Below are 20,774 nucleotides of genomic sequence, written 5' to 3' on the forward strand. Positions count from 1 at the left end.
TGTCCGACACTTTTATCGAACCGTTGCATTACCTTGCTTTATTTTCTTGTTAGTAAGATCTTTTTTCTTTACAGAACTTTTTATAATTTTATTACGCTTTAGCGAATTATGTTTATATATCTTTACTAACATTAGGAATAATTAAGAGAATAATCATAGGAGGCGACAGATAATGTTTCAAGAAAATTACAATGACATGATAAGTTTAGATGATTTGTGTGAAATGCTTTCAATCGGTAAAAATACGGCTTACCGTCTGCTAAAGACGAATCAGATTAAAGCATTTAAAATTGGACGGATTTGGAAAATACCACGAGATGCTGTATCGCAATATGTCATATCCCAAAGCCAAAAATAATTCTATTTTTCCCAAGTTGGACAAATTTTGGACAAACCTTGATTTTTGTACTTCTCTATGCTAAACTATTACCCGTTACAAAAACCCGAAAAACAAGGTCTTATAAGGGTTTCGCCGATTTCCGGCGTAAAATGAATCGTGTGTTCGAGACCTTCCACACGTAAAACAAAACTAAAGGAGACAATCAAATGAAAGTATCAAACAACAGCCATGTGCACTTCATGGCACAGGCGGCAATGATCGCCGCTATCTATGTCGTTATTACCCTTATGTTTGCACCCTTCAGCTATGGAGAAGTGCAAGTCCGTTTGTCAGAGGCGCTGACGATTCTTCCGGTATTTACTCCGGCTGCAGTTCCCGGATTGTTTATCGGCTGTCTGATCAGCAATATCCTGGGCGGATGCATTGTACCGGATATCATCTTCGGAAGTCTGGCAACGCTGCTCGGCGCAGTCTTCACCTACACCTTGAAAAACAGAAGTAAATATCTGGCTCCGGTTCCGCCGGTCATCGCCAATATGCTGATCGTACCGTTTGTTCTTCGTTACGGTTATCAGGTGCCGCTGCCGATCCCATTTATGATGCTGACTGTCGGTATCGGAGAGATCATCTCCTGCGGACTGCTGGGTATGATTCTCTACACCACCCTGAACAAATATAAAACAGCTATTTTTCGTACAGCTCTTTAACAGATTTCACAGACTTGAATATTTGCTGTAAGACAAATACAACCAGAGGGGATTGCAAAATGTAGAATTTTTGCAATCCCCTCTATACTTAAACTATACTCCCAAACAGTTTATTACACTTCTTCGCGCTTCTTCATAAAAATCCGATAGAACACTGCAACTACCACGGGTACACCCGTCAACAATACAATTACCAGATACCACATCCATGATACATCATCTCCAGTTTTTGGGAAATGAATTTTCTTTGCGGAAGCAGCTTTACTGTCACTGTCCAGCGCTTCCTTTTGCAATCCCGGATTTGGCTTTATTTCCGGCTTCTCCGGCACAATCGGCGGGTCCGGCTTTGTATCCGGTTTCTCCGGCGCAATCGGCGGGTCCGGCTTTATTTCCGGCTTCTCCGGCGCAATCGGCGGGTTCGGCTTTGTATCCGGCTTCTCCGGCGCAATCGGCGGTTCCGGTTCCTCCGGGTTAATCGGTTTCTCCGGCTTTGGTGCATTCCCAATTATCATATCAGCTTTTGTATAATCCAATGCGTATACATTGGAATCTAATTCGTAATTTTCCGGCGCCTTTAACTCCTTCAGCCAATATGATTTTGTTTCCAAAAGATTTTCAAATATAACAAGACCATCCTTTCCGCTGATTCTTTCCTCCACCAGCATTTTGCACTCTTCATCGGAATAAACTCCGAATACGGATCCCTCAAGCGGAATCTTCGTTCCCTCAATTATTTTTGTAATTGTCAGCACCCATTTCTCCGGTATTACATCAACGATACCATCCTTTATCTCTTCTCCGGTTACCGGATTCTTAATTGTAATAATTGAATCCCCCTGCATATCAAATCCCACGCTCACTTCCAAAAAATGACTGTCCATCTCATATCCTTCCGGCCGTTCCAGCATATATATCCAGTAATCCCCTTCAGGTAAATCCTGAAATACAATCCTGCCATTCTTATCACTTCGTACTGATTTGTCTGGATTCTTATCCTTCACATCCTCCCATGTCTCGCCTGAATTTTTCCGCCATATTCCCCACAGAACATTCAGAAGCGGAGTCTTATCCTCGCCATCCTCCACAGTAATGGTCACATCCTCTGCACGATAATTTTCCCATGTCAGGTTCACGCCGCTCTCCGGCAGAATTACCTTCTGACTAACCTGTTCAGCAGCATACCCCTTCGGTACAGTCTCTCGAATGATATAATCAAGTCCGGTTTCCAGATTATCAAATACTGCGATTCCCATATCATCTGTTGCCGTCTTCGTTATCAGTTCCTCTTGCGAACTGTAGAGTGAGAATTCTACACCTTTTAACCCAGCCAGTGTATCTCTGTCTATCTTTTCGATTCTGATGGCTGCCTTCTCGGACACATTCATAATCTCATCCCGTGGTTTATCCGGCTCTGCAGAATCTGACGGGTCAGTAATCATTACATTGCCATCCTTGTCTACTGTCAGCGTATACTCTTTGTTATCCGGCACATGATGATCAGGTGTCTTCGTCTCCTTCAAACTATACACCCCATATGGAATATCAGTAAATGTAACCTTACCGTCTGCCCCGCTGATCGCCGCCTGACTCCATGTACTTCCTGTTGTCTTATCTGTTAAAGTAAACTCGGCGCCTTCCAGAACGCGTCCCAGATCATTTTTCTTTACAAAAGAAATACTTCCCTTCACAGGCTCATTTTTAATCGGAACCGGATATGTATACTCCTTTGGCATTGCCACTGTATCTTTGATTATTTCAATTTTGACCAGATCGTCCAATTTATGATACCCTTGCGGCGGAGTTATCTCTTCAACTGTATAAGTCTTTCCCCGTTTCAAATAACGAAACACAACGTTTCCATCCGCATCAGAAACGGCATCATTCATCGGACCGTCTTCATCATAAATCCGGAACACAGCTCCTGCCAATTTCACACCCGGACGTAAAGCATCTGCCTTATTTAATGTCAGATTAACCTTCGGCGAAGAGGTTCCCCCGCCTCCGCCTCCGCCGGCTCCCGGACCTGCAGCATTCCCATCTGATCCGGACACTCCGCCTGTGATTCCCTTCAATGAGATTTTATTGCTGAACGATGGCTTTGTAAGGTCTGTCACATCTGTAGTATATTGAAGTACATACGCTTTTTTTGCTGATGGAAGTTTAATTTCAAACCATCGTTCCAGCACATTTACTGTTAAGATATCAGCGAGATTCACCTCTGTACCCTGTGTAAAACCTCCCGTTTTATCTACATTCGCTTCGTACAGCTTGATTGTATCCTTATCAATCTGCAACCCCTCAGGAAGTTCATCTCTCACTATGGCATCATCCAATTGTATTCTGTGCGGGTTCAAATTCACGCTGTATTCAATCGTTCCCTGCTCTTTATTGTATTTACCCGATTTATCCAGAATCCGGTTATCAATCTGTTGTTCTGCGGACTCCTCCACATCATCAAAATCGGTACGTTTCAGAACCGCTGTATTGGATATTTTAATACCTGTACTATTTTTAAATCCATCAATTTCATCTACTGCTGCTTTGGTACGGAATCGAATAAAGATTTCATCATTCAGCTCTTGACTGCTATCATATTTAAATACAACTTGCTCTTTTCCGTCTGTAGTAGTAATTTTTTTATCTGTAATACCTGTAAATTCTACTATATTGCCGTTGTTATCTTCCTTCGTTACACGCATAGAACCATCTACATATGACAGACCATTCTCCAAAATATCTGTGACAAGAACGTCAGCAGCAGATTTCATTGGCATTTTGTTTTTATTTACAGTAATACACCATCCAATCGTATTATCGCTGTAGTCGTATCCTTCGGCTTTCTTTTGTAATACATTACTCGTAATGGCCTGTGTGCCTGCTGCACTTGCAGTAAGCTTGCTGCCTGGAGTACCATTATTTAATACTGCCTCTGCATTAACCGTATTCTTATAATCTTTTTTGGTGAGATTATAAGCATAATCACCCGGATCATCGACTGTTGTCTTAAATGTATATGTAATTGTTTTTGTTCCTATATTCTCAAATCTAACCGTTAAAATTCCCGTATCATCATCTATTTCCACCTTCGAATCAACCGACGGATCCGTTAACTGCGCATCCAGACTATCCTTTACATAAGTCTGTCCATATGCCTTTATATCGTCTGTGATCACAATCCCTGATAAATCTAATCCACGCGGATTCACTTCGACCTTCCATGTAATCTCATGGCTGCCTGGATTGTATCCGGCGCCTGCCTTTGTAATCAGCCGCCCATCAACACCGATCGGCTTACTAACCGTTGGCGGAGTTTCCGGTCCTACCATGCCGCCGTCATCGGTCATCCATTCATACTCCAATGTTGCATTATTTATAAATTCTTTATAATTTTCACTATGGAAATACTCTTCGCTGATATAAGTTTTGTAGTTCACTTTATACTGATCTGCAAGCTTATCCGTATTAAATATCAGATCAAATCTGTCCTCATTCGGAGATACGTTTATCATGTGTCCAAAGTCAACGGCTGTCTCATCTGTCTCCGTCCCAGACCGGTATGCTTTAATCGTAATATCTAAAGCATTAAATTCGGCATATTCCTGCCCGTTTGTCATCCGGTCATGCAAAATCAGCTTATTCAAGTCCTTACCGTTTGTATTGACTGTTACTTCCCATTCAACATATTTCCCTTTTAAATCTTCTTTAAGTCCGCCCACACTTTCTTTCAAAAGCCAGTCAACTTTCTTGAACATCGCCTCTCCGGTGACCTCTGTTCCCACTTTATCCCCCTTAGCATTCGTTAACCATGCTTTATTTGTCACTTTCCTGTCAGTTATGGAAGCAAGTCCTTTATCCGTAAGCGTTGTTTCATAAGTAATCGTTACCGGATCACTCTTTTCGGATACCTCCTCCGGAATTATACACTTAATTGTTGTGACGGTTTCTGTAGTATCCACCTGTAACACTGCGTCTGTAACATTAATATCATTTATTTTAAAACTCCCCTGCCTGTATTCATGGTATGCCGAATCAAACTCATCCACCAAAGCCAACGGCAAATCTGCCTCTTTCTTGCCCGGCTCATATATTATCGTCCATGTAAATATTCCGTTGGCATATGCTCCCGTTTTCTCTGACAAGGAAGAAGCTCTCGGCTGATTTTCTTGAATTAATATAGTCAATGTTTCACTGTCTAATACAATCTCGCATTGCTCAGATTCATCCGGTCTGCCCAGCTTAACCTCATCAAGCTTACACCCTAAAAATACATAGGCTCCATCAATTCCATCCGGCGCTTTTATCTCCAAATTGCTTTCAAAAATGAGACTGGCACTAATTTCTCCGTCCGTTTTTTTACAACGAAGCGTTGCATACGGTATAGCAGAACCTTCTAAACACAATGGTGTATCTGGCACTGCACTCTTCCATCTCAGTCCATCCGGAAGCTCAAGACGATATTCCTTACCTGACCTCTCATCCAACTCCTCCTCTGGTACTGCAAATAAATATTCCATAATTAACTGGTCATCAAATGATACCATTTCCCCATCCTTTAAGATTTTACTCTCTTCCGGCTGTCCTGATATCCATGTATTGTCTTTAAATAACTTCCTTGAAAAAGTTAATTCGGCTTCTCCAATTACAGGTTCTACCTCTATAACGTCTACATCAACAGCTTCCACTGCAGTCTGATCATCCGTTTCAGCTTCTATATCGGCTGGATCCCCACTGTCCTGAGCAATATAGCTACTGTTATCAATGTCGCTCGTATTTTCTGCCTGTACGCTTCCTGTATTCCCCATCATACCAATCATAAGCATAACAGCTAATGTTTTCGCAATTATTGATTTCTTTTTTTCATGCCCTTTCATCCATTGACACCCTTTTCCACTTCTTTAATTTTGTCTGCCAGTATTTTTGATTATACATATGAAATTATTGTTTGCAATGTACCCTGTTTGAAATTACTGAAAATGGATTTTTCTTACTCAAAACAGTCCGCCGGACTGTTTTATCGCACGTCCGGCAACAAAAATAAAACCACTCTCCAAAATCTGATTTTCTCATTCACCTCAGATTTTAAAGAGTGGTTTTCTATTTATACCTTACAATATCCTATAAACGTATTTCCGCTTCCTGCCATCATCGCATCCATTTCATCCATTGATAAGGCAGTTATACTTCCATTCTCGGGATCCATATAAATGACTACATCTGTCGTATATCCCACCACAAGAACCGCATGACCGGGATCCGGCATTGCGATCACCGGCATTCCCTTGTTGATAATATACAGTACCTGACTCAGCGTACATCCCGTCAGGTCGATCCGCTTCGCCTTATATCGCTCCATATATTCCACACATGCTTCCATACTTGTCTGACCATCCGCCTTCCGGAAAGCTTCCACCTCAACCGTATACGCCAAGTCCCGGTTTCCCTTTTCCCAGATATATGCCTGTTCAGAAGAAATCACAACACCAGAAATCTGCTCTGCTTTCTGGATCGCATAAGCCGCCTTGTCATATACTGCAACCAGTTCGCCAACCCCGTATACATAGTATTTATCTTTCTTCATCTTATCATCAAACGCAATCGTCACAGCTTCATCAATGCTGACCAGCTTCGGACGCAGAATCTTCGGCGATATTTTTTTGAGACCCTCTGTAAATGTCAGACGCACCTGCGTTTCTTTTAACTCTGTCACAAATGTTTCTACCGTCACAGCGCTTTCCCTTCGTTCTTCGTTACTTGTGATATAATCCTGCTCCGTGCTTGTATAAATTCCGTCTGTCTTTTTGACGCGATTAACGGTCACCAAATTTTCTTCTACAAATATATCAGAAATATAAATATTTTCTTGTGAATATTTCTTCAGAGACTTTTCTGACTTATCAAATATCTCCATCTCATACATCGGTATGACAGTTTCGCCTGCTACTGTCTTTCCCTTATCCACTGTCTTTCCGTAACCGCAGATAAAATCATTATTAATAAATCCCAGCGGCCGGATATAAGAACCTTTTGGTGCTTCCACATCATAGAATTCTCCGGCTGCCAGATTCATCACCCGGACTTCTTCCGCTTCATTCAGCCCCCCATCAATCTGATATGCTATCAGATGTCCGTCTGCGCTTGCGGCATACTGCCCTTCTGTCAGTTCCTCTGCCAGTACTTTCTGTCTGCCGCTTCCCACGTCTGCACAATACAGTGTACCGCCAGCAAGCACATACAAAAGATGTTCCTGCTGGTTGTAATACACCATTTTTCCCAGTTCATCTTCTGCAATTGCAAATGATTTCGTACTTGGAATAAATGCAATCTCTCTCACTGCATTTTCTCTGATGTCAAAATAAAATACATTGACCCCCACTTTACCCTCGTGTTCTCCGCAGTTCATATATCCATATACGGCAAATGTAGTGCTTCCATCGTCTTCCATACTGATGATACGTACTTCATGTTCATCATTCCGGCTGCGCGCATCGCGCCCTTCCGCTTTGGCAAAGCTGAACACCTGAGATAATTCACCATTTTTCACATGATATGTCCAAAGGACCCGTTCCTGAACAAATGATATCACAGTCCCTTTCTTGTTCGTCACATAATCCACATCCGCGTCTGCCATTCCAAGCATAATACCATTTTCATCCAATACAGCTTGATTTCCGTCAAACACCTGATTCATAGTCCGGTTATAATCCAACAGGAACATCTCTTCATTGCTGTATCTCACCCGGAAAAACTCTTTGACATTATAAGTTTCTTCTTCGCCGCTGTCCCCTCTGGCTGTCACCTGATACTCAGCCCGCAGAGAAGTAAAGACACTGTTGCACTCCTTGATCCCCCACTCCACATCTGTTACCAGCTTCGGTTCCATATCTCCCCATTCCACATGAGCCAGATTAGAATGAATATTGACAGTCTGCAGTGTCGTATTATCACTCTCATCATTGGGTTCCAGATACTTAGCCAGAGTATTTCCGTCCTTGGCAATAGCTTTCTTATGAAAATCTTGTGCAAATTCCAGGCATTCCTTAATCCGCAAGTCCTGCTGCCTCTCGATTCGTGTGTAAAAATACACTTTTTCTCCACTATCACGCTCCATTTCCACCCGAAGAACAGATTCCGCTGTATCCTCCGGCAGTCCCGCATTCAGATCCAGCGTCACATTCGTTCGTGAAATATCCTTAACCACACTTTTCAAATAAACAGTCTCACCATCTAATGAACATACTTCATAACGAATATCAGTGATATCATTTCCATTACGCTGCAGGTTCATCATCAGCATCCCGTTATCACCAACCGGCGTAATCGTATCACGCATTGCTGTAATATCCATCTCTTCCGTATATCCCGGCAGCACATTTACCGCCTGATCTGCCACCATAAAAGAGACTCTCGGCAGTGTCGGGTCACCGATCCCCACCGTCCGGTCATCCGGTCCTCTATTCGTGATCAGCGAGCTGACGACAAGCGCCGCTATAAATATTCCCAGCAGAATCCCCGTCCTCTTGCAAATATTTTTTATTCTTACTTTCATATATTTCTATCCCCATATTATATGATCTTTTTAATAATTTTCCCAACATCGGTTCTACCTTCAAAAATGTTTCACACTCCCTGATCTCATCCAGCTTTTTCTGCCTGTTTTCTTCCGCCTGATCCGCATTTCTAACAGCCTGCGGTTTTGCAATTTTTGCGTAAGACAAAGCAGGATTCTTTACAGCCCGCAGAAGAATATTTTTCGGTGTATGCTCCATGTCGATAAACTCCATTACCTGTACATGATACCCTTCACTTTCCAGATACTCTGCGCGCAGACCATCCGTCACAAGCGCCGCAAACCGTTCTTTCAGAAGTCCGTATCTCATGATCGGCGCCAGCACATCATTTTCAATCTGTCTGTTCAATTCATGCTGACAGCACGGAACTGAAAGAATCACCCGTGCATTCCAGCCAACCGCCTTCGCCAGCGCATAATCCGTAGCTGTATCACAGGCATGAAGCGTCACAACCATATCCACTTCACTGACCCCTTCGTAATCTGCAATATCCCCCACACGGAATGTCAGCTTTTTATAACCGTATTTCTCCGCCAGTTCATTACAGTGCCGGATAACCTCCTTCTTTAAATCCAGACCAATAATACGAATATCATATTTTTTCATCTCATGCAGATAATAATACATGGCAAATGTGAGATATGATTTGCCGCAGCCAAAATCCAGAATAGTTACCTCCCGCTTCTTATCAAGCTGCGGGAGAATATCCTCGATAAATTCCAGAAAACGATTGATCTGGCGAAACTTATCGAACTTCGTACGGACAATCTTACCTTCCTGTGTCATGACTCCCAGGTCCTGCAAAAAAGGAACCATAATCCCTTCCTGCAGGATATACCGCTTGCTCCGGTTATGAGAAACATCCATCTGCCCTGATTTTCTGCCTTCTACTTTTCGTTTCTGGATCGTCACTTTACTCTTTTTACTAATCAGCACGGTATAATCCATATCTCCGGAAGATAACTGCATCTGACGGAATTCACCCATCGCATTGTCTATCCGTTCCACAGCCTCTGCCACATCCAGATTTTCATGAAACACTTGTGTCTTCGTAAAAGATTCACACTGAAACAAACGCTTCTCCTTAATCTCTACCGGCCGAACCTTGATTTTCAGGATCCCCTCTTTTGTGCGGGGATTGCTGATAACCGCCTGTATAAAATCCCTGTTTAATGTATTACTTAATAATGCTTCTATTTCATTCATATTCTTTCCTTAAATCTCAATCTATATCAATCAAGTATCTATGACAGTGAATTTTCTGCTATTTCAATAGCATTCCAAGATATTTCTCAAAATTTGCCCCCTCATTGCGCGACACACGTTCTTTTGCTGAATCTGATGTCGCCGCTCCTATAAACGCTCCTGCCAGTTCCACCGTTTGGAAAATATCGTCATTCCTGATAATTCCTCCTGCTACAACTGAAGCAAACAAATCACCTGTACCGGAAAAGCTTCCACCGATATATGGAAAAGCCGACAGCTCTGTACGCTGTTTTGTTACCGTCAAATTGCCGATTTTCATCTGGTCTTCCTTTTCATCAAAGAATCGGATTCCGGTTACGATAACCGTTTTGACTCCCTGAGCAAGAAGTTCTCCCGCTAATCGTTCTATCTCTTTAATCAAATGTTCTTTATTCCGGCAAAAATTCAAATCTCCATTCTCCGGTTTATCCAGGACGGAATCTGCCGGGCCTTCCTTTTCCCTGGCTATGCGGATAATTTCCTTATAATCGCTATCCGTCAGCAGACACAGTTCCATAAGATTCGGCGTCACCACATCTGCCCGTGCTGCCAATGCCTTCATATCACACAGCAGCGTATCTGTACAAAATGAAAAACGGGTCCCTTCATCTCCCATGATCGGATCCACCAGAAGGACCGTATCTTCTTTATAAAATGTATCCAGAAAGCAAAATACTTGCTGAATCTGCGCATCACTTCCCATAAACCCGGTATAAATCCCGTCAAAACATGCTCCCATTTTCTCCCATTCCTGACGGAAATATTCCATTTTTTCTGTATAATCATCAAAATAATAACTGGAAAACCCGGTCTGTGCGCTCAATACTGCCGTAGGCAGCGGACACGGCTGTGCTCCCATTACTGAAATCACTGGAATTGCCGCCGTTAAAGAGCATCTTCCGAATCCGGACAAATCATTGATAACTGCTATTCTTTTTGTCATAGTGTACCTCTTTTTGATTACAATCAATCCAGTCAAAGAGCTGAACTGTTATTCCTTTTAAAACTCTCCTTACAGAATGCCGTTTTTTCCCTCAAATGTCAAGTATGACGAACAGCCTGTCCTAATCACTCTCTGCGTTATAACGGAACTCCGTAAAAGAAGGATTCATATAACTTCGCGTATACTCCACAACTTGATCGTCCTGATCAGCGCCCTGATACTCTATCAGGAAAATTGCAGTCCCTTTCTTTAATTTCAGAAGTTCCGCCGCTTTATCGTCTGCGTTGCATACAACAAGCTTCTGTGTAAAATGTACAGGCAAATGTCCTTTTGCATCCATATAATCATAGAGAGATACCTTTGCAAAATCAAATTTCTCAATATCCTCGAAATATTTCTCCGGTACAAAAGTACATTCAATTGCAAATGGTTCTCCATTGCCGAGTCTCACACGCTCTATTCCCCATACCGTTTCTGACATCGGCAGGCATAGCTGGTAATTCAGATAATGGTTTCCCTGCACACCGCCCTTTCCCAGCACCTTATTCGTCAAAGTAATATCTGTTTTTCTCAGCATTGCACTGATTCCTACATTGTCTGCCTCCAAAGCATAATCAAAATCAATCTTTTTATTATCTCTCTTAGCTACAAATGTTCCTGCACCAGGCTTACGTACAAGATATCCTTCGTCTACCAGACGTTCCACTGCACGTTTCACAGTCATTCGGTTAACGCCATATGTTTCCGCCATTTTTCTTTCACTTGGGATTGCCTCTCCCGGCAGATATTTCTTCTCTTCAATTCTCTTCACTATAACATCCTGAAGCTGAATATATAAAGGCATTCTATAATCCATATAATACCGCTCCCATTTTCTGTTCTATCTGTTCATTTCTCTGTTCAAAAGAAACCCAGTCTTTGTTCATCACCGCATGTATATATTGCAGAATATTACCCTCCCCATCATAGGTGATTCCTTCTTTCAGCACAAGCGGTGTCATCTTATCCACTTTCAGTGTCTTTGCTTCAAATTCATCCGCATATACAATCTCTATAATCTGTTCTTCACGCTTCGGAATACGTCCGTACCCATTCCGCAAAATATCAAACAGAGAATTTTCCTCCAGATCATATTTTATCAGCTTGTCTGCTATACTCTCTGGAACATAAGCATACTCGATCAAAATCGGCAGGAGCTCCTCCTTCCACCAAACTTTTCTCACTCTTGTTATCTTATTCAAAGAAGTGCCTATTGGAAGTTTGACCTTTCCGGATAACTGCTTGTCAACTTCTACCAGTTCAAATGCCAGCAGCTTATTCTCAATCCGCATTCCTATATGATTCAGTTTCTCACTAAAAGACTTAATCTGCCGGAGATCTGTTACAATCCTCTCATGCCCCATATAACGTCCGCTTCTCTCCTGAATCTCAATGATTCCCTCTTCTTCAAGCATTCGATATGCAGAGCGCACAGTTGCACGCTGAACTCCATATTGTTCTGCCAATTCCCTCTCCGACGGCAATTTCATCCCCGGCTGAATATTATTTTTTATAAAATAATATTTCAATTCATCTGCCAAAAATTCATCCTTGTTAAGTAGTTTCACTTTCCCAAACCTCCTGACATAATCAGTATACCAATTTTGGACTGCTTTTCCAATCCATTTTTACAAAAACACATACCAGAATATACTGGCCTGTTACCATGCAGTGTGGTGCACATCCCATGAGTGAGCAGTAACAATAATTTTTCTGTATTACACAAAACAGAGCATGTCCGCCATGAACATGCTCTGTATGCCAAATACTATTTAATTATGTTGAATAATATCTAGAATTTCATTCAGACGGCTGATAAGAAAATCTGCGCTGCTCTGATCAAATCCAAATCTTTCATCACGGATCGCCGCCACCGGAATCCCTGCCGCATGTGCCGCCTGTATTCCATAAGAAGAATCCTCAACCGCAAGACACTCTTCTGGCATCATCCCCAATTCTTCCAGCGTCCGGATATATATTTCCGGATTTGGCTTGCTTTCTTTTAAATCTGCCCCGCTCATTATGACGTCAAACCACGGTTCAAGTTCAATCTCCTCCATCACCTTCTTAATCTCTTTCAGTGAAGAGGAAGAAGCCAGCGCAATTTTAAGCCCTTTCATTTTCAGGCATCCGACAACTTCTCTAAGCTGTGGATTCATGATTTCCTTTGCCGAAAACGGATAGTCCTCACAGAATAAATTAAATATTTCGTAGACATCTTCCCCCATGGGGATTTTCTTCCCTGCACTCACCCACCATTTTTCCAGAGTCCTCCTGTAATCCTGGGAAGATATCCCCGCCATTCGGCATAATTCCTCTTCTGTTACCTGAATTCCATTAACACTCAGAAACCTTTCCAGCCAGTTGTTATACACTGGTTCACTGTCTATAATGACGCCGTCCATATCAAAAATAACTGCTTTTATCCGCTGTCTCATCTTCGCTCCTAATATTGGAACTGACGATAATAACGTCTGAACTCCAGACTGTGTCCGGTATTTAATTCATAATGAATTGCCAGCCTTTCTGTCAGAATTGCAGTAATGATCATCGGAGAACAGATCACACGGAAATCATCGTCAATTCCTTCCAGCACATAATCCTTTGTATCAATGATAACAGCCTTCTTCGTATGCTCTTTTACAAAACGTTCTACACGTTCATCCAACGGTCTGTACTCGTCTTCGCCTTTAATCACAAACACCGGAACTCTGTCATCCACCAGCTCCAACGGACCGTGGAAAAAGTCTGCCGATGTAACAGCTTTTGTTCTCACCCACTGCATTTCCTCAAGAATGCACATAGTAAACAAATAAGTTTCTCCCCAGAGAACACCGGATCCTGTAAACATTGTATATGGCTCTAATGCATATTTCTTTGCAATTTCAGCCGCCTGCGGCTCAAACTTCTCCCTTACTGCAACCAGTGCCTTGAAAATATTCTTCATCTGATCTGCCCATCTGTCATACTGCGGAAAATCCCCTCTGTTTTTAAGAATTCTCAATACAACAAAATAATAAATCAGATAAGAGTGTTCACAGTCACCGCAGGCATTGTAGATTGGATCTGTCAGAAGCTCTGCAAGAGGAGTTGTCTCATCTTTTGTAAATCCATATACATTCAATCCCATTTCCTTACAAAGTTTTACTGCGTTCAATATCTCCTTTGTATCTCCGGATGCAGAAGATGTAAATATCAATGTTTTATCTGTGATATGTTTTTTGTCCTTAACCATAAATTCCGCTGCATTTTCCAAATAAATCGGAAGATCTGTATATTTCTTTGCAACCTCTGTTACCGGATACCACTCAGCCCACGTTCCTCCGATTCCAAGAAGACATACACTGTCATAATCGCCTGCTGTCAGTTTGTCTATCAACGTCTCGATCTCACTGCGAAGTGAATATGTCTTCTCACCATCTTTTAAATACTTCTCCATTTTAAAATTTCTCAATGCCATTTTCATTTCCTCCTTAAGCTTTTTATAATATATAAAATTTTTTATTATAACCCCAAAAATCCAAGTCCTGCTCCAACAATGCCAAATACAAGCAATATCAGCATTATAATCAACGGATTCATCTTTTTCTTCAGCATCCAGTAAACCACTCCGAACAGAGCCAGCGTCGGCAGTCCCGGAAAAATTCCACAAAGGATATCCTGCAGCGTTGACGCCTCTTCACCAGTTCCGACCTGCGTGACAAAATTAATCGCCGTCATTTCCATCGTCATTGCTCCGACAACCATCATACCTACAATAGACGCTGCCTCCATCACGCTCTCCATCAAACCAGAAGCTGTAATCTTTGCAATGGATTCGCTTCCGAGCTTATATCCAAGAAATGTACAGATATACCGGATGATATAGTGCGGGATGTTAAACGCAAGCAAAAACAGTATCGGTCCAAGTATATTTCCCTTTAATGCCAGCGTGCAGCCGATGCCGGTTGCGATAACACGCAGGGTTCCCCAGTAAAAAGCATCACCGATTCCCGAAAGCGGACCCATCAGCGCAGTCTTCACGTCACTGATCGACTCTTCATTAAATTCCTCCTGCGTTGCGTTCGCTTCTTCCATGGCTGCCGCGATTCCCATCGGAAATGTACTGATATACGGAGTCACATTGTACACTGTCAGGTGACGTTTCATTGCCTTTGCCAAATCTTCCTTGTTCGGATATAATTTCTTCAAAACCGGGTACATGGCAAATGTAAATCCCACATTCCCCATACGTTCATAGTTCCATGAATGCTCATATGGAATGGAACGCCAAAACACTTTCATTAAATCCTTTTTCGTCAACTCTTTATCATAATTGCTGTGTATTCTAAAATTCATCGAATCCACCTCCATCATACTCTTCTGCGGCGGCTACCGGTTTATTTTTGTTAAATGCTCCAAACATTACCATGATCAGCACGAGACAAATTGAAAAGATTGCCACTCCTGTTGTAGTAAGTCCCATATATGCAACTACAAAGAAACCTACAAAGAAAAATGGAGCCACTTTTTTGTTCATCATAGTCTGTGCCAGCATTGCAAATCCAAGCGCCGGAAGCAGAGCCGCCGTGATATCCATACCGGTCTGTACAAATCCCGGAATGACTCCCAGAATCTTAGTCACCGCTTCTGTACCGAAATAAAATGCCAACGGAATACAGAGGATTCCCCAAATATTCTGAAGATAACCTGCAATAAACATGTCCCTGTTAAATGCATGGATATTGCCCTGTTCTGCATCACGGTCACATTTATGGATAAAAAGAAGCATGAGCGGCTGTCCCAGTCCTGTGTTCACTGCCAGCATCACTGTTGCAATCGGAATCCCCAATGTCAGGGCTGCCTCCGGGCCTGCTCCTGCCTGAATAGCAAGGGATACACCCAGAACAGTTCCTGAAATCAAGTCCGGCGGGTTATATGCTCCAACGGATATTGCTCCTATCATTGCCAGCTCCAATGTTGCTCCCATAATAATGCCGGCCTGCATATCGCCAAGAACCAGACCGACCAATGGACCGAGCACGATCGGTCTCTGCAGAAAACTGGTTCCTGTCAGCCATTCTGAATATCCAAGCAGTCCAATCAAAAAAATAAGTATTGTTTTTACAATCATTCCTGTCTTCCTCCTCTTTTGTCAGAACAATGTCTTACACTTTATGCTTTTCTCAGCCGGAATCATTTGTATGTACAAGTCTAATCCTGCCTCCAGCATCTCTTTTACAAGCACTTCTTCCTCCGGCATCAGATAGGCACTCTTTCCATATAACTTTGCACCCTCGCGATAAGGAGTGTTTCCAATATTCAATTCCTTTTCCTCAGTCGCCGCCATGATTACTTTTGCAATCTGGAGATTCTCACAGATAATAAATAATTTGTACTTATCTGTCACACCGCTTTTCAGTGCTTCCACAGCTTCTGCAGTATTCTTAATCACAACTCTCACTCCTGCCGGTTTGGCAAGCTTCAGAGCATTCATTCTCAGCGGATCTGCCTTTACCGTATCACTGACAAGAAGCAGACAGTCTGCTCCCAGCGCTGCTGTCCATGATACTGCCACCTGTCCATGCAGTAATCTATAATCTACTCTTGTTGCTTTAATCACCTTTCTCTTCCTCCTTCCTAAAACTCATCATCTTCGACTTCTACAATATCCATGTGTTCGCAATACATCATTGCATCCTTTGCCTCTTCAATCGCGTTCCGTATCACACTCACTGTATCTTCTTCCATATCAGATGTCAGAATCCCTATTGCTAATGCAAGTGAAACGCCTGTCACTACATGAATTCTGCTGTCTTGAGTTAATATCAGTGCATTATTATTCACACTTCCGCCGAACAAATCTGTCATAATAACAATCTCATCGTCCGGATATTGTACAAGCAGCTTCTGAAATTCCGGCATCGGATCAGGACACTCTTTTGTATATGCACATATACAGGTAAGATTCTCCTGTTCACCAGCGATAATCTCTATTGTAGAACGGAGTCCTTCTGCCATCTGGCCATGTGTAGCAATTACATATCTCCTCATTTTTCCACCTCCTTACTCTTTCTGATTTTTTCATTCATGACCGCATCGTAATCTGATGTCTTACAATGTATCTTTTTCTCAAATTCCCCAAACAGCGGATGACATTTAAAGTTGTTTTTTTCTTTTGTTATGACCGCAGCAATATACTGAAACAGAACCACTGTAAACAAAGGTGTAAGTTCATTTCTTACAGTATTTTCCACACAAAGAATATTTGATTTCTTTTCTGCTTTTTTGTTCGTTATCATGTAAGCATGTTCTGTAACAATAGCCGTTGCTTCAAAAACTTCCCCCATCCGGTTATGTCTTGGATTTGTATCAATAAAAAATACTGCATAGTCCGGTGTAAGCTGCATATTTGGTCCATGGATATATTCTTCACTTTCATAATAAACCGTTGGTATTTTTAAAGTTTCCTGAAACTTCAGGGCTGCTTCTCTTGCAGTTCCCATATTCGCCCCGTCGCTGACAATGATTGTCTTTTCCATCTGCATTAGTTCCCGGTAATACTGTTTTGTAAATATCTCCGCTTCACGGTACATTTTCATATTAGAATGGCAGCAGACTTCCATTTCCTTAACCAGGTCCATATATTCCTCATCAGATATGTATCCGCTCTCTAATCCACTCTCCATAACGAACAGCAACAGATATTCAATCAATGTAACATATCCCAAAGTGACATAGTCTATTGTTTCGTTCCCAACTCCATATTCAATCAGAGGGACGGCATAGTCTTTGAGATTCCCCTCCTGGTTTCCGGTCAATGCAACACTTGGGATTTTGTCAGCTTCCAGTACCTTTACCGCCTCGATAATGTTCGTACTGCATCCGCTTTGTGATATTACAACTACAAAACTGTCAGCTGCTGCTTCCCTGTGGTAATCCATATAATCACTGGGACTTAAAATTTTTACCCGATTTTCTGTATAACAATTCATAAAATTTTCAGCCGCCAGCGCTGCATTAAGTGAAGAACCGGATGCAATGATGCAGAGCTTTTTTCTTCCTGACTGTTTGTATCTTCTCCGAAGTTCAGCCGTCAGGTCTTTTCTGCGCTTAAGATTTGCCTGCATAACCGATCCGCAAATCTGTACATAATACAACATGTCCTTTTCCATGCCCGCCTCCTTACTGGTTCTATTACCATTCCGCTTTCCTCTTTTACTGTACCACATTTTCAAAAAATTGCAATACCAATTTTGTTTTTTTATGTACCACATTAAATCTCTTTATAGTCATTTTGCACAAATCCTTGCTGCTTCTGGGTTATCTCCATCTTTTTTTAATTATTACCCTCTTTTTTTGCTTCATTTTTTCTAATTTGTTCCATTTTATAATCCATTTTTGTTAATTTTTACACCAGTTTTAACTTCATACTAACTCTAAGCAATACACACAACTGCTTTACCGGAATTTTCTAGAACAAAAAATGTGCTTCGATTCCGCTGACGCTTCATCTCGGTCGTGGCTTTCGCCACATATTCTGGCTTTGTCCGCAATTAAGCCATCTCACCTCGATTCCGCTGACGCTCCATCTCGGTCGTGGCTTTCGCCACATACCAAAACAAAAGGATACGTCGAGGAATGCAAGCATTCCTCGACGTATCCTTTTGTTTTGGTGAGATGGCTCAATTGCTGCACGCAAAAAACCGCCGTCCCCGAGACTCCATCGTTCTCAAAAACAGCGATTTCAAGTGCGCGATCAGGGGCTCGAACCCTGGACACCCTGATTAAGAGTCAGGTGCTCTACCAACTGAGCTAATCGCGCATATTCTCTTTTGTTACGTCCCCCTCTTTGTTAACGCAAGGTATATTATATCTCATACTTTTAAAAAATGCAAGCCTTTTTTAATATTTTTTTAATTCCCTTTAAATGAACTTCTAAATACCACCCTCATGCTGAATTTACTCTTACATTTCTCAACTCTATCCTTTATGATCAAACTGATTAAGGCTCCTTTTGTCTGCAATGCCTGCAGCAAAAGCGGATGCCAACTGGATAAAGTCTATTATCGGGCTGCCAGATAATAGAAAAATTGCCAGATTTAAAAATCTGACAATTTTTCTATTTTTTTCCGAATACCATCCTGGCCAAACTCTCCCGGCTAAGAAGTCCACTTGCCGCCGTCACCGGTTTTCCTTCCTGAAACACAACAAAAGTCGGTACAATCCCAACTTCAAAGCTTTCCGCCAATTCAGAAGATTCCTCAATCTCAATCTGACATACTTGAAATATTCCATCATATTCCCGTGCAAGTTCTTCCAATATATCTTCCATCATGGCACATTTACTGCACCATCTGGCATAAAATTCCACCAGAACCGGAAGTTTGCATTTCAGCACTTCATTTTCATAATTATCGGCAGTGACTCTGATTTTCATTTTCTTCACCTGCCTTTTCTATTTACATCTGCCGCCATGGCATCCGCCCTGGTTGAGAATACGGATCACTTCATCAAGGGAACATTTCAGGCACATGAGCTTCTTGTTCCATTCCGGGTTACAATATAATTTTTCACAAACATGATACTGCCAATTTCTTTTTTTCACTGCTGCGTCTATCCGTTACTTTTACTTTCTAAATATAATATGCAGCATACCGCATTTTTGTTTTTCTTAATTACCTCTTAATAATCAGTTTATTGATGGCATTCCCCTTTGCCGAGAATTTCTCCTCATATTCCGTCATAATATTTCCCAGGTTCATTTCCTTATTATGGTGCAGGTCATATGTATGAGCAATCAACTTCCATTCCGCTTCCTCCGCCTGTTCCAGTGAAAACTCAAAGAGCGGCGTATTATCTGTCTTGAACTCCACTTGTCCGTCTTTTTCCAGTACCTTTTCGTATCTGGAAAGAAATTCCACAGAGGTCAGACGTCTTTTAGCATGACGTGCTTTCGGCCATGGGTCCGAAAAATTCAGATAAATCCTTTCCACTTCTCCCGGTGCAAAAACCTGCTCCAATTCTCTTGCGTCCATACATACAAAACGAATATTCTTTAAATACTGATATTCTTCCGTATCCATACGCTCAACCGCACGCAGCAGCACACTGGAATACCGCTCGATTCCCACAAAATTAATGTCCGGGTATGTCTTCGCCATATTCAGCAAGAACTGCCCCTTCCCCATGCCGATTTCAATATATAACGGATTATCATTCCTAAATACATGTCTCCAGCATCCCCGCTGAGCCTCTGGGCTTTTGATTACCAACGCATTTGCTTTCAGTGTGTTGTCCGCACGTGGAATATTTCTCAACCGCATAATTAAAATACCTTAAGCCTTTCATTATTATAATGTATTGTTGTTCATTGAAAATATAATATCATGCACAGCAGCACACGTCAAAGCAAACAGATAAGCGGCAAATAAACTAGTAATACAGTTCAGCCTTTCGGCTTCACTGTTACTAAATCTCCATCTATTTTGTTTAAAAATTAACAAAATCTGCTTTTTTACGTTTTTACCGTTGATTTTTTCTGACAAAGTTGTATAATCGTATCGATAAATCAATAGAGTGAACCACCGTGTTCATGTATTTATTTCTATAGATTTAAAAATAAACGACAGGAGGTTACTATGGAATCTGTTATTAGAAAAATATCCGAGATAGAATCTGCTGCTTCCGCAATCGTCGCAAATGCTGAGAAACAGAAAGAATCGCTGGATCACGAATACCGTGCCAGACGTAATGCATTCGACGAAGAACTAGAAGATAAGACAATGCGGGAAATACAGAAGATCCGGGATGACCTTGAATCGAAAACATCTGCCTTGCTAAATGAGCAGAGTGTTGAAAACGACGACTCTATCACCGAACTTCAGAGGCAGTATAATGAATATCATACTCGATATTCACAAGATATATTAAAACGGATTACAGAGGTATAG

19 protein-coding genes and 1 tRNA gene are annotated in these 20,774 nt (G+C 41.8%); 3 read left to right on the top strand and 17 right to left on the bottom strand.

All coding sequences use genetic code 11. The features are described from left to right. The first annotated feature begins 172 nt into the window (after positions 1-172). Both NFS18_RS00305 and NFS18_RS00310 read left to right on the top strand, forming a co-directional pair. Positions 173-358: a helix-turn-helix domain-containing protein gene (locus NFS18_RS00305; protein ID WP_251386522.1), complete on the top strand. Its 186-nt coding sequence runs from the start codon at positions 173-175 to the stop codon at positions 356-358. Between the two features lie 188 nt (positions 359-546). After that, the gene (locus NFS18_RS00310; RefSeq protein WP_251386523.1) at positions 547-1,047 is read left to right on the top strand and encodes a QueT transporter family protein; all 501 of its coding nucleotides are present in this window, start codon (positions 547-549) and stop codon (positions 1,045-1,047) included. A 113-nt stretch (positions 1,048-1,160) separates the two neighbouring features. Here NFS18_RS00310 and NFS18_RS00315 read toward each other — a convergent pair whose 3' ends face one another. The 17 genes from NFS18_RS00315 to trmB all read right to left on the bottom strand — a co-directional run bounded on the left by NFS18_RS00315 (position 1,161) and on the right by trmB (position 20,147). Next, a complete protein-coding gene (locus NFS18_RS00315) occupies positions 1,161-5,918 on the bottom strand; it encodes a SpaA isopeptide-forming pilin-related protein (protein ID WP_251386524.1) in 4,758 nt (1,585 codons plus the stop codon). A gap of 227 nt (positions 5,919-6,145) precedes the next feature. After that, positions 6,146-8,593: a C39 family peptidase gene (locus NFS18_RS00320; protein ID WP_251386525.1), complete on the bottom strand. Its 2,448-nt coding sequence runs from the start codon at positions 8,591-8,593 to the stop codon at positions 6,146-6,148. Beyond that, positions 8,499-9,821: a class I SAM-dependent methyltransferase gene (locus tag NFS18_RS00325; RefSeq protein WP_251386527.1), complete on the bottom strand. Its 1,323-nt coding sequence runs from the start codon at positions 9,819-9,821 to the stop codon at positions 8,499-8,501. Before NFS18_RS00325 ends, NFS18_RS00320 begins: the two co-directional genes overlap by 95 nt. A gap of 58 nt (positions 9,822-9,879) precedes the next feature. Then, complete coding sequence (locus NFS18_RS00330; RefSeq protein WP_251386529.1) at positions 9,880-10,803, bottom strand: bifunctional hydroxymethylpyrimidine kinase/phosphomethylpyrimidine kinase; 924 nt, start codon at positions 10,801-10,803, stop codon at positions 9,880-9,882. 121 nt (positions 10,804-10,924) lie between these two features. Further along, positions 10,925-11,659, bottom strand: coding sequence for a GntR family transcriptional regulator (locus NFS18_RS00335; RefSeq protein WP_251386530.1), 735 nt, complete (start codon positions 11,657-11,659; stop codon positions 10,925-10,927). Then, positions 11,649-12,410, bottom strand: coding sequence for a GntR family transcriptional regulator (locus tag NFS18_RS00340; RefSeq protein WP_251386531.1), 762 nt, complete (start codon positions 12,408-12,410; stop codon positions 11,649-11,651). The genes NFS18_RS00335 and NFS18_RS00340 overlap by 11 nt, the downstream gene beginning before the upstream one ends. A gap of 204 nt (positions 12,411-12,614) precedes the next feature. Continuing rightward, positions 12,615-13,280, bottom strand: a complete 666-nt coding sequence (locus NFS18_RS00345; RefSeq protein ID WP_251386532.1) for an HAD family hydrolase — start codon at positions 13,278-13,280, stop codon at positions 12,615-12,617. Positions 13,281-13,288: 8 nt separating this feature from the next. Beyond that, positions 13,289-14,302, bottom strand: coding sequence for an SIS domain-containing protein (locus tag NFS18_RS00350; protein ID WP_251386533.1), 1,014 nt, complete (start codon positions 14,300-14,302; stop codon positions 13,289-13,291). Positions 14,303-14,346: 44 nt separating this feature from the next. Beyond that, on the bottom strand, positions 14,347-15,180 hold the full coding sequence (locus tag NFS18_RS00355; protein ID WP_251386534.1) for a PTS system mannose/fructose/sorbose family transporter subunit IID: 834 nt from the start codon (positions 15,178-15,180) through the stop codon (positions 14,347-14,349). Next, positions 15,170-15,955 (bottom strand): PTS mannose/fructose/sorbose/N-acetylgalactosamine transporter subunit IIC, encoded by a 786-nt coding sequence (locus NFS18_RS00360; protein ID WP_251386536.1) that lies wholly within the window; start codon positions 15,953-15,955, stop codon positions 15,170-15,172. The genes NFS18_RS00355 and NFS18_RS00360 overlap by 11 nt, the downstream gene beginning before the upstream one ends. 21 nt (positions 15,956-15,976) lie before the next feature. Then, positions 15,977-16,444, bottom strand: a complete 468-nt coding sequence (locus NFS18_RS00365) for a PTS sugar transporter subunit IIB (RefSeq protein ID WP_251386538.1) — start codon at positions 16,442-16,444, stop codon at positions 15,977-15,979. Between the two features lie 17 nt (positions 16,445-16,461). Next, complete coding sequence (locus NFS18_RS00370; protein WP_251386540.1) at positions 16,462-16,875, bottom strand: PTS sugar transporter subunit IIA; 414 nt, start codon at positions 16,873-16,875, stop codon at positions 16,462-16,464. Next, entirely contained in the window at positions 16,872-17,996 is a 1,125-nt protein-coding gene (locus tag NFS18_RS00375) for an SIS domain-containing protein (RefSeq protein WP_251386542.1), read from the bottom strand. The genes NFS18_RS00370 and NFS18_RS00375 overlap by 4 nt, the downstream gene beginning before the upstream one ends. Before the next feature lie 577 nt (positions 17,997-18,573). Further along, positions 18,574-18,646, bottom strand: a tRNA-Lys gene (locus NFS18_RS00380). Positions 18,647-18,943: 297 nt separating this feature from the next. After that, the gene (locus NFS18_RS00385; RefSeq protein WP_251386544.1) at positions 18,944-19,261 is read right to left on the bottom strand and encodes a thioredoxin family protein; all 318 of its coding nucleotides are present in this window, start codon (positions 19,259-19,261) and stop codon (positions 18,944-18,946) included. Positions 19,262-19,279: 18 nt separating this feature from the next. After that, the gene (locus NFS18_RS00390; protein WP_251386551.1) at positions 19,280-19,429 is read right to left on the bottom strand and encodes a hypothetical protein; all 150 of its coding nucleotides are present in this window, start codon (positions 19,427-19,429) and stop codon (positions 19,280-19,282) included. Positions 19,430-19,499: 70 nt separating this feature from the next. Beyond that, positions 19,500-20,147, bottom strand: coding sequence for a tRNA (guanosine(46)-N7)-methyltransferase TrmB (trmB, locus tag NFS18_RS00395; protein WP_251386552.1), 648 nt, complete (start codon positions 20,145-20,147; stop codon positions 19,500-19,502). A 315-nt stretch (positions 20,148-20,462) separates the two neighbouring features. On the opposite strand from trmB, the gene NFS18_RS00400 reads away from it, so the two are divergent. Beyond that, positions 20,463-20,774 (top strand): hypothetical protein, encoded by a 312-nt coding sequence (locus tag NFS18_RS00400; protein WP_251386553.1) that lies wholly within the window; start codon positions 20,463-20,465, stop codon positions 20,772-20,774.

It is taken from the genome of Mediterraneibacter agrestimuris (assembly GCF_943193195.1).
In the GTDB taxonomy this organism is placed as follows: domain Bacteria; phylum Bacillota; class Clostridia; order Lachnospirales; family Lachnospiraceae; genus Schaedlerella; species Schaedlerella agrestimuris.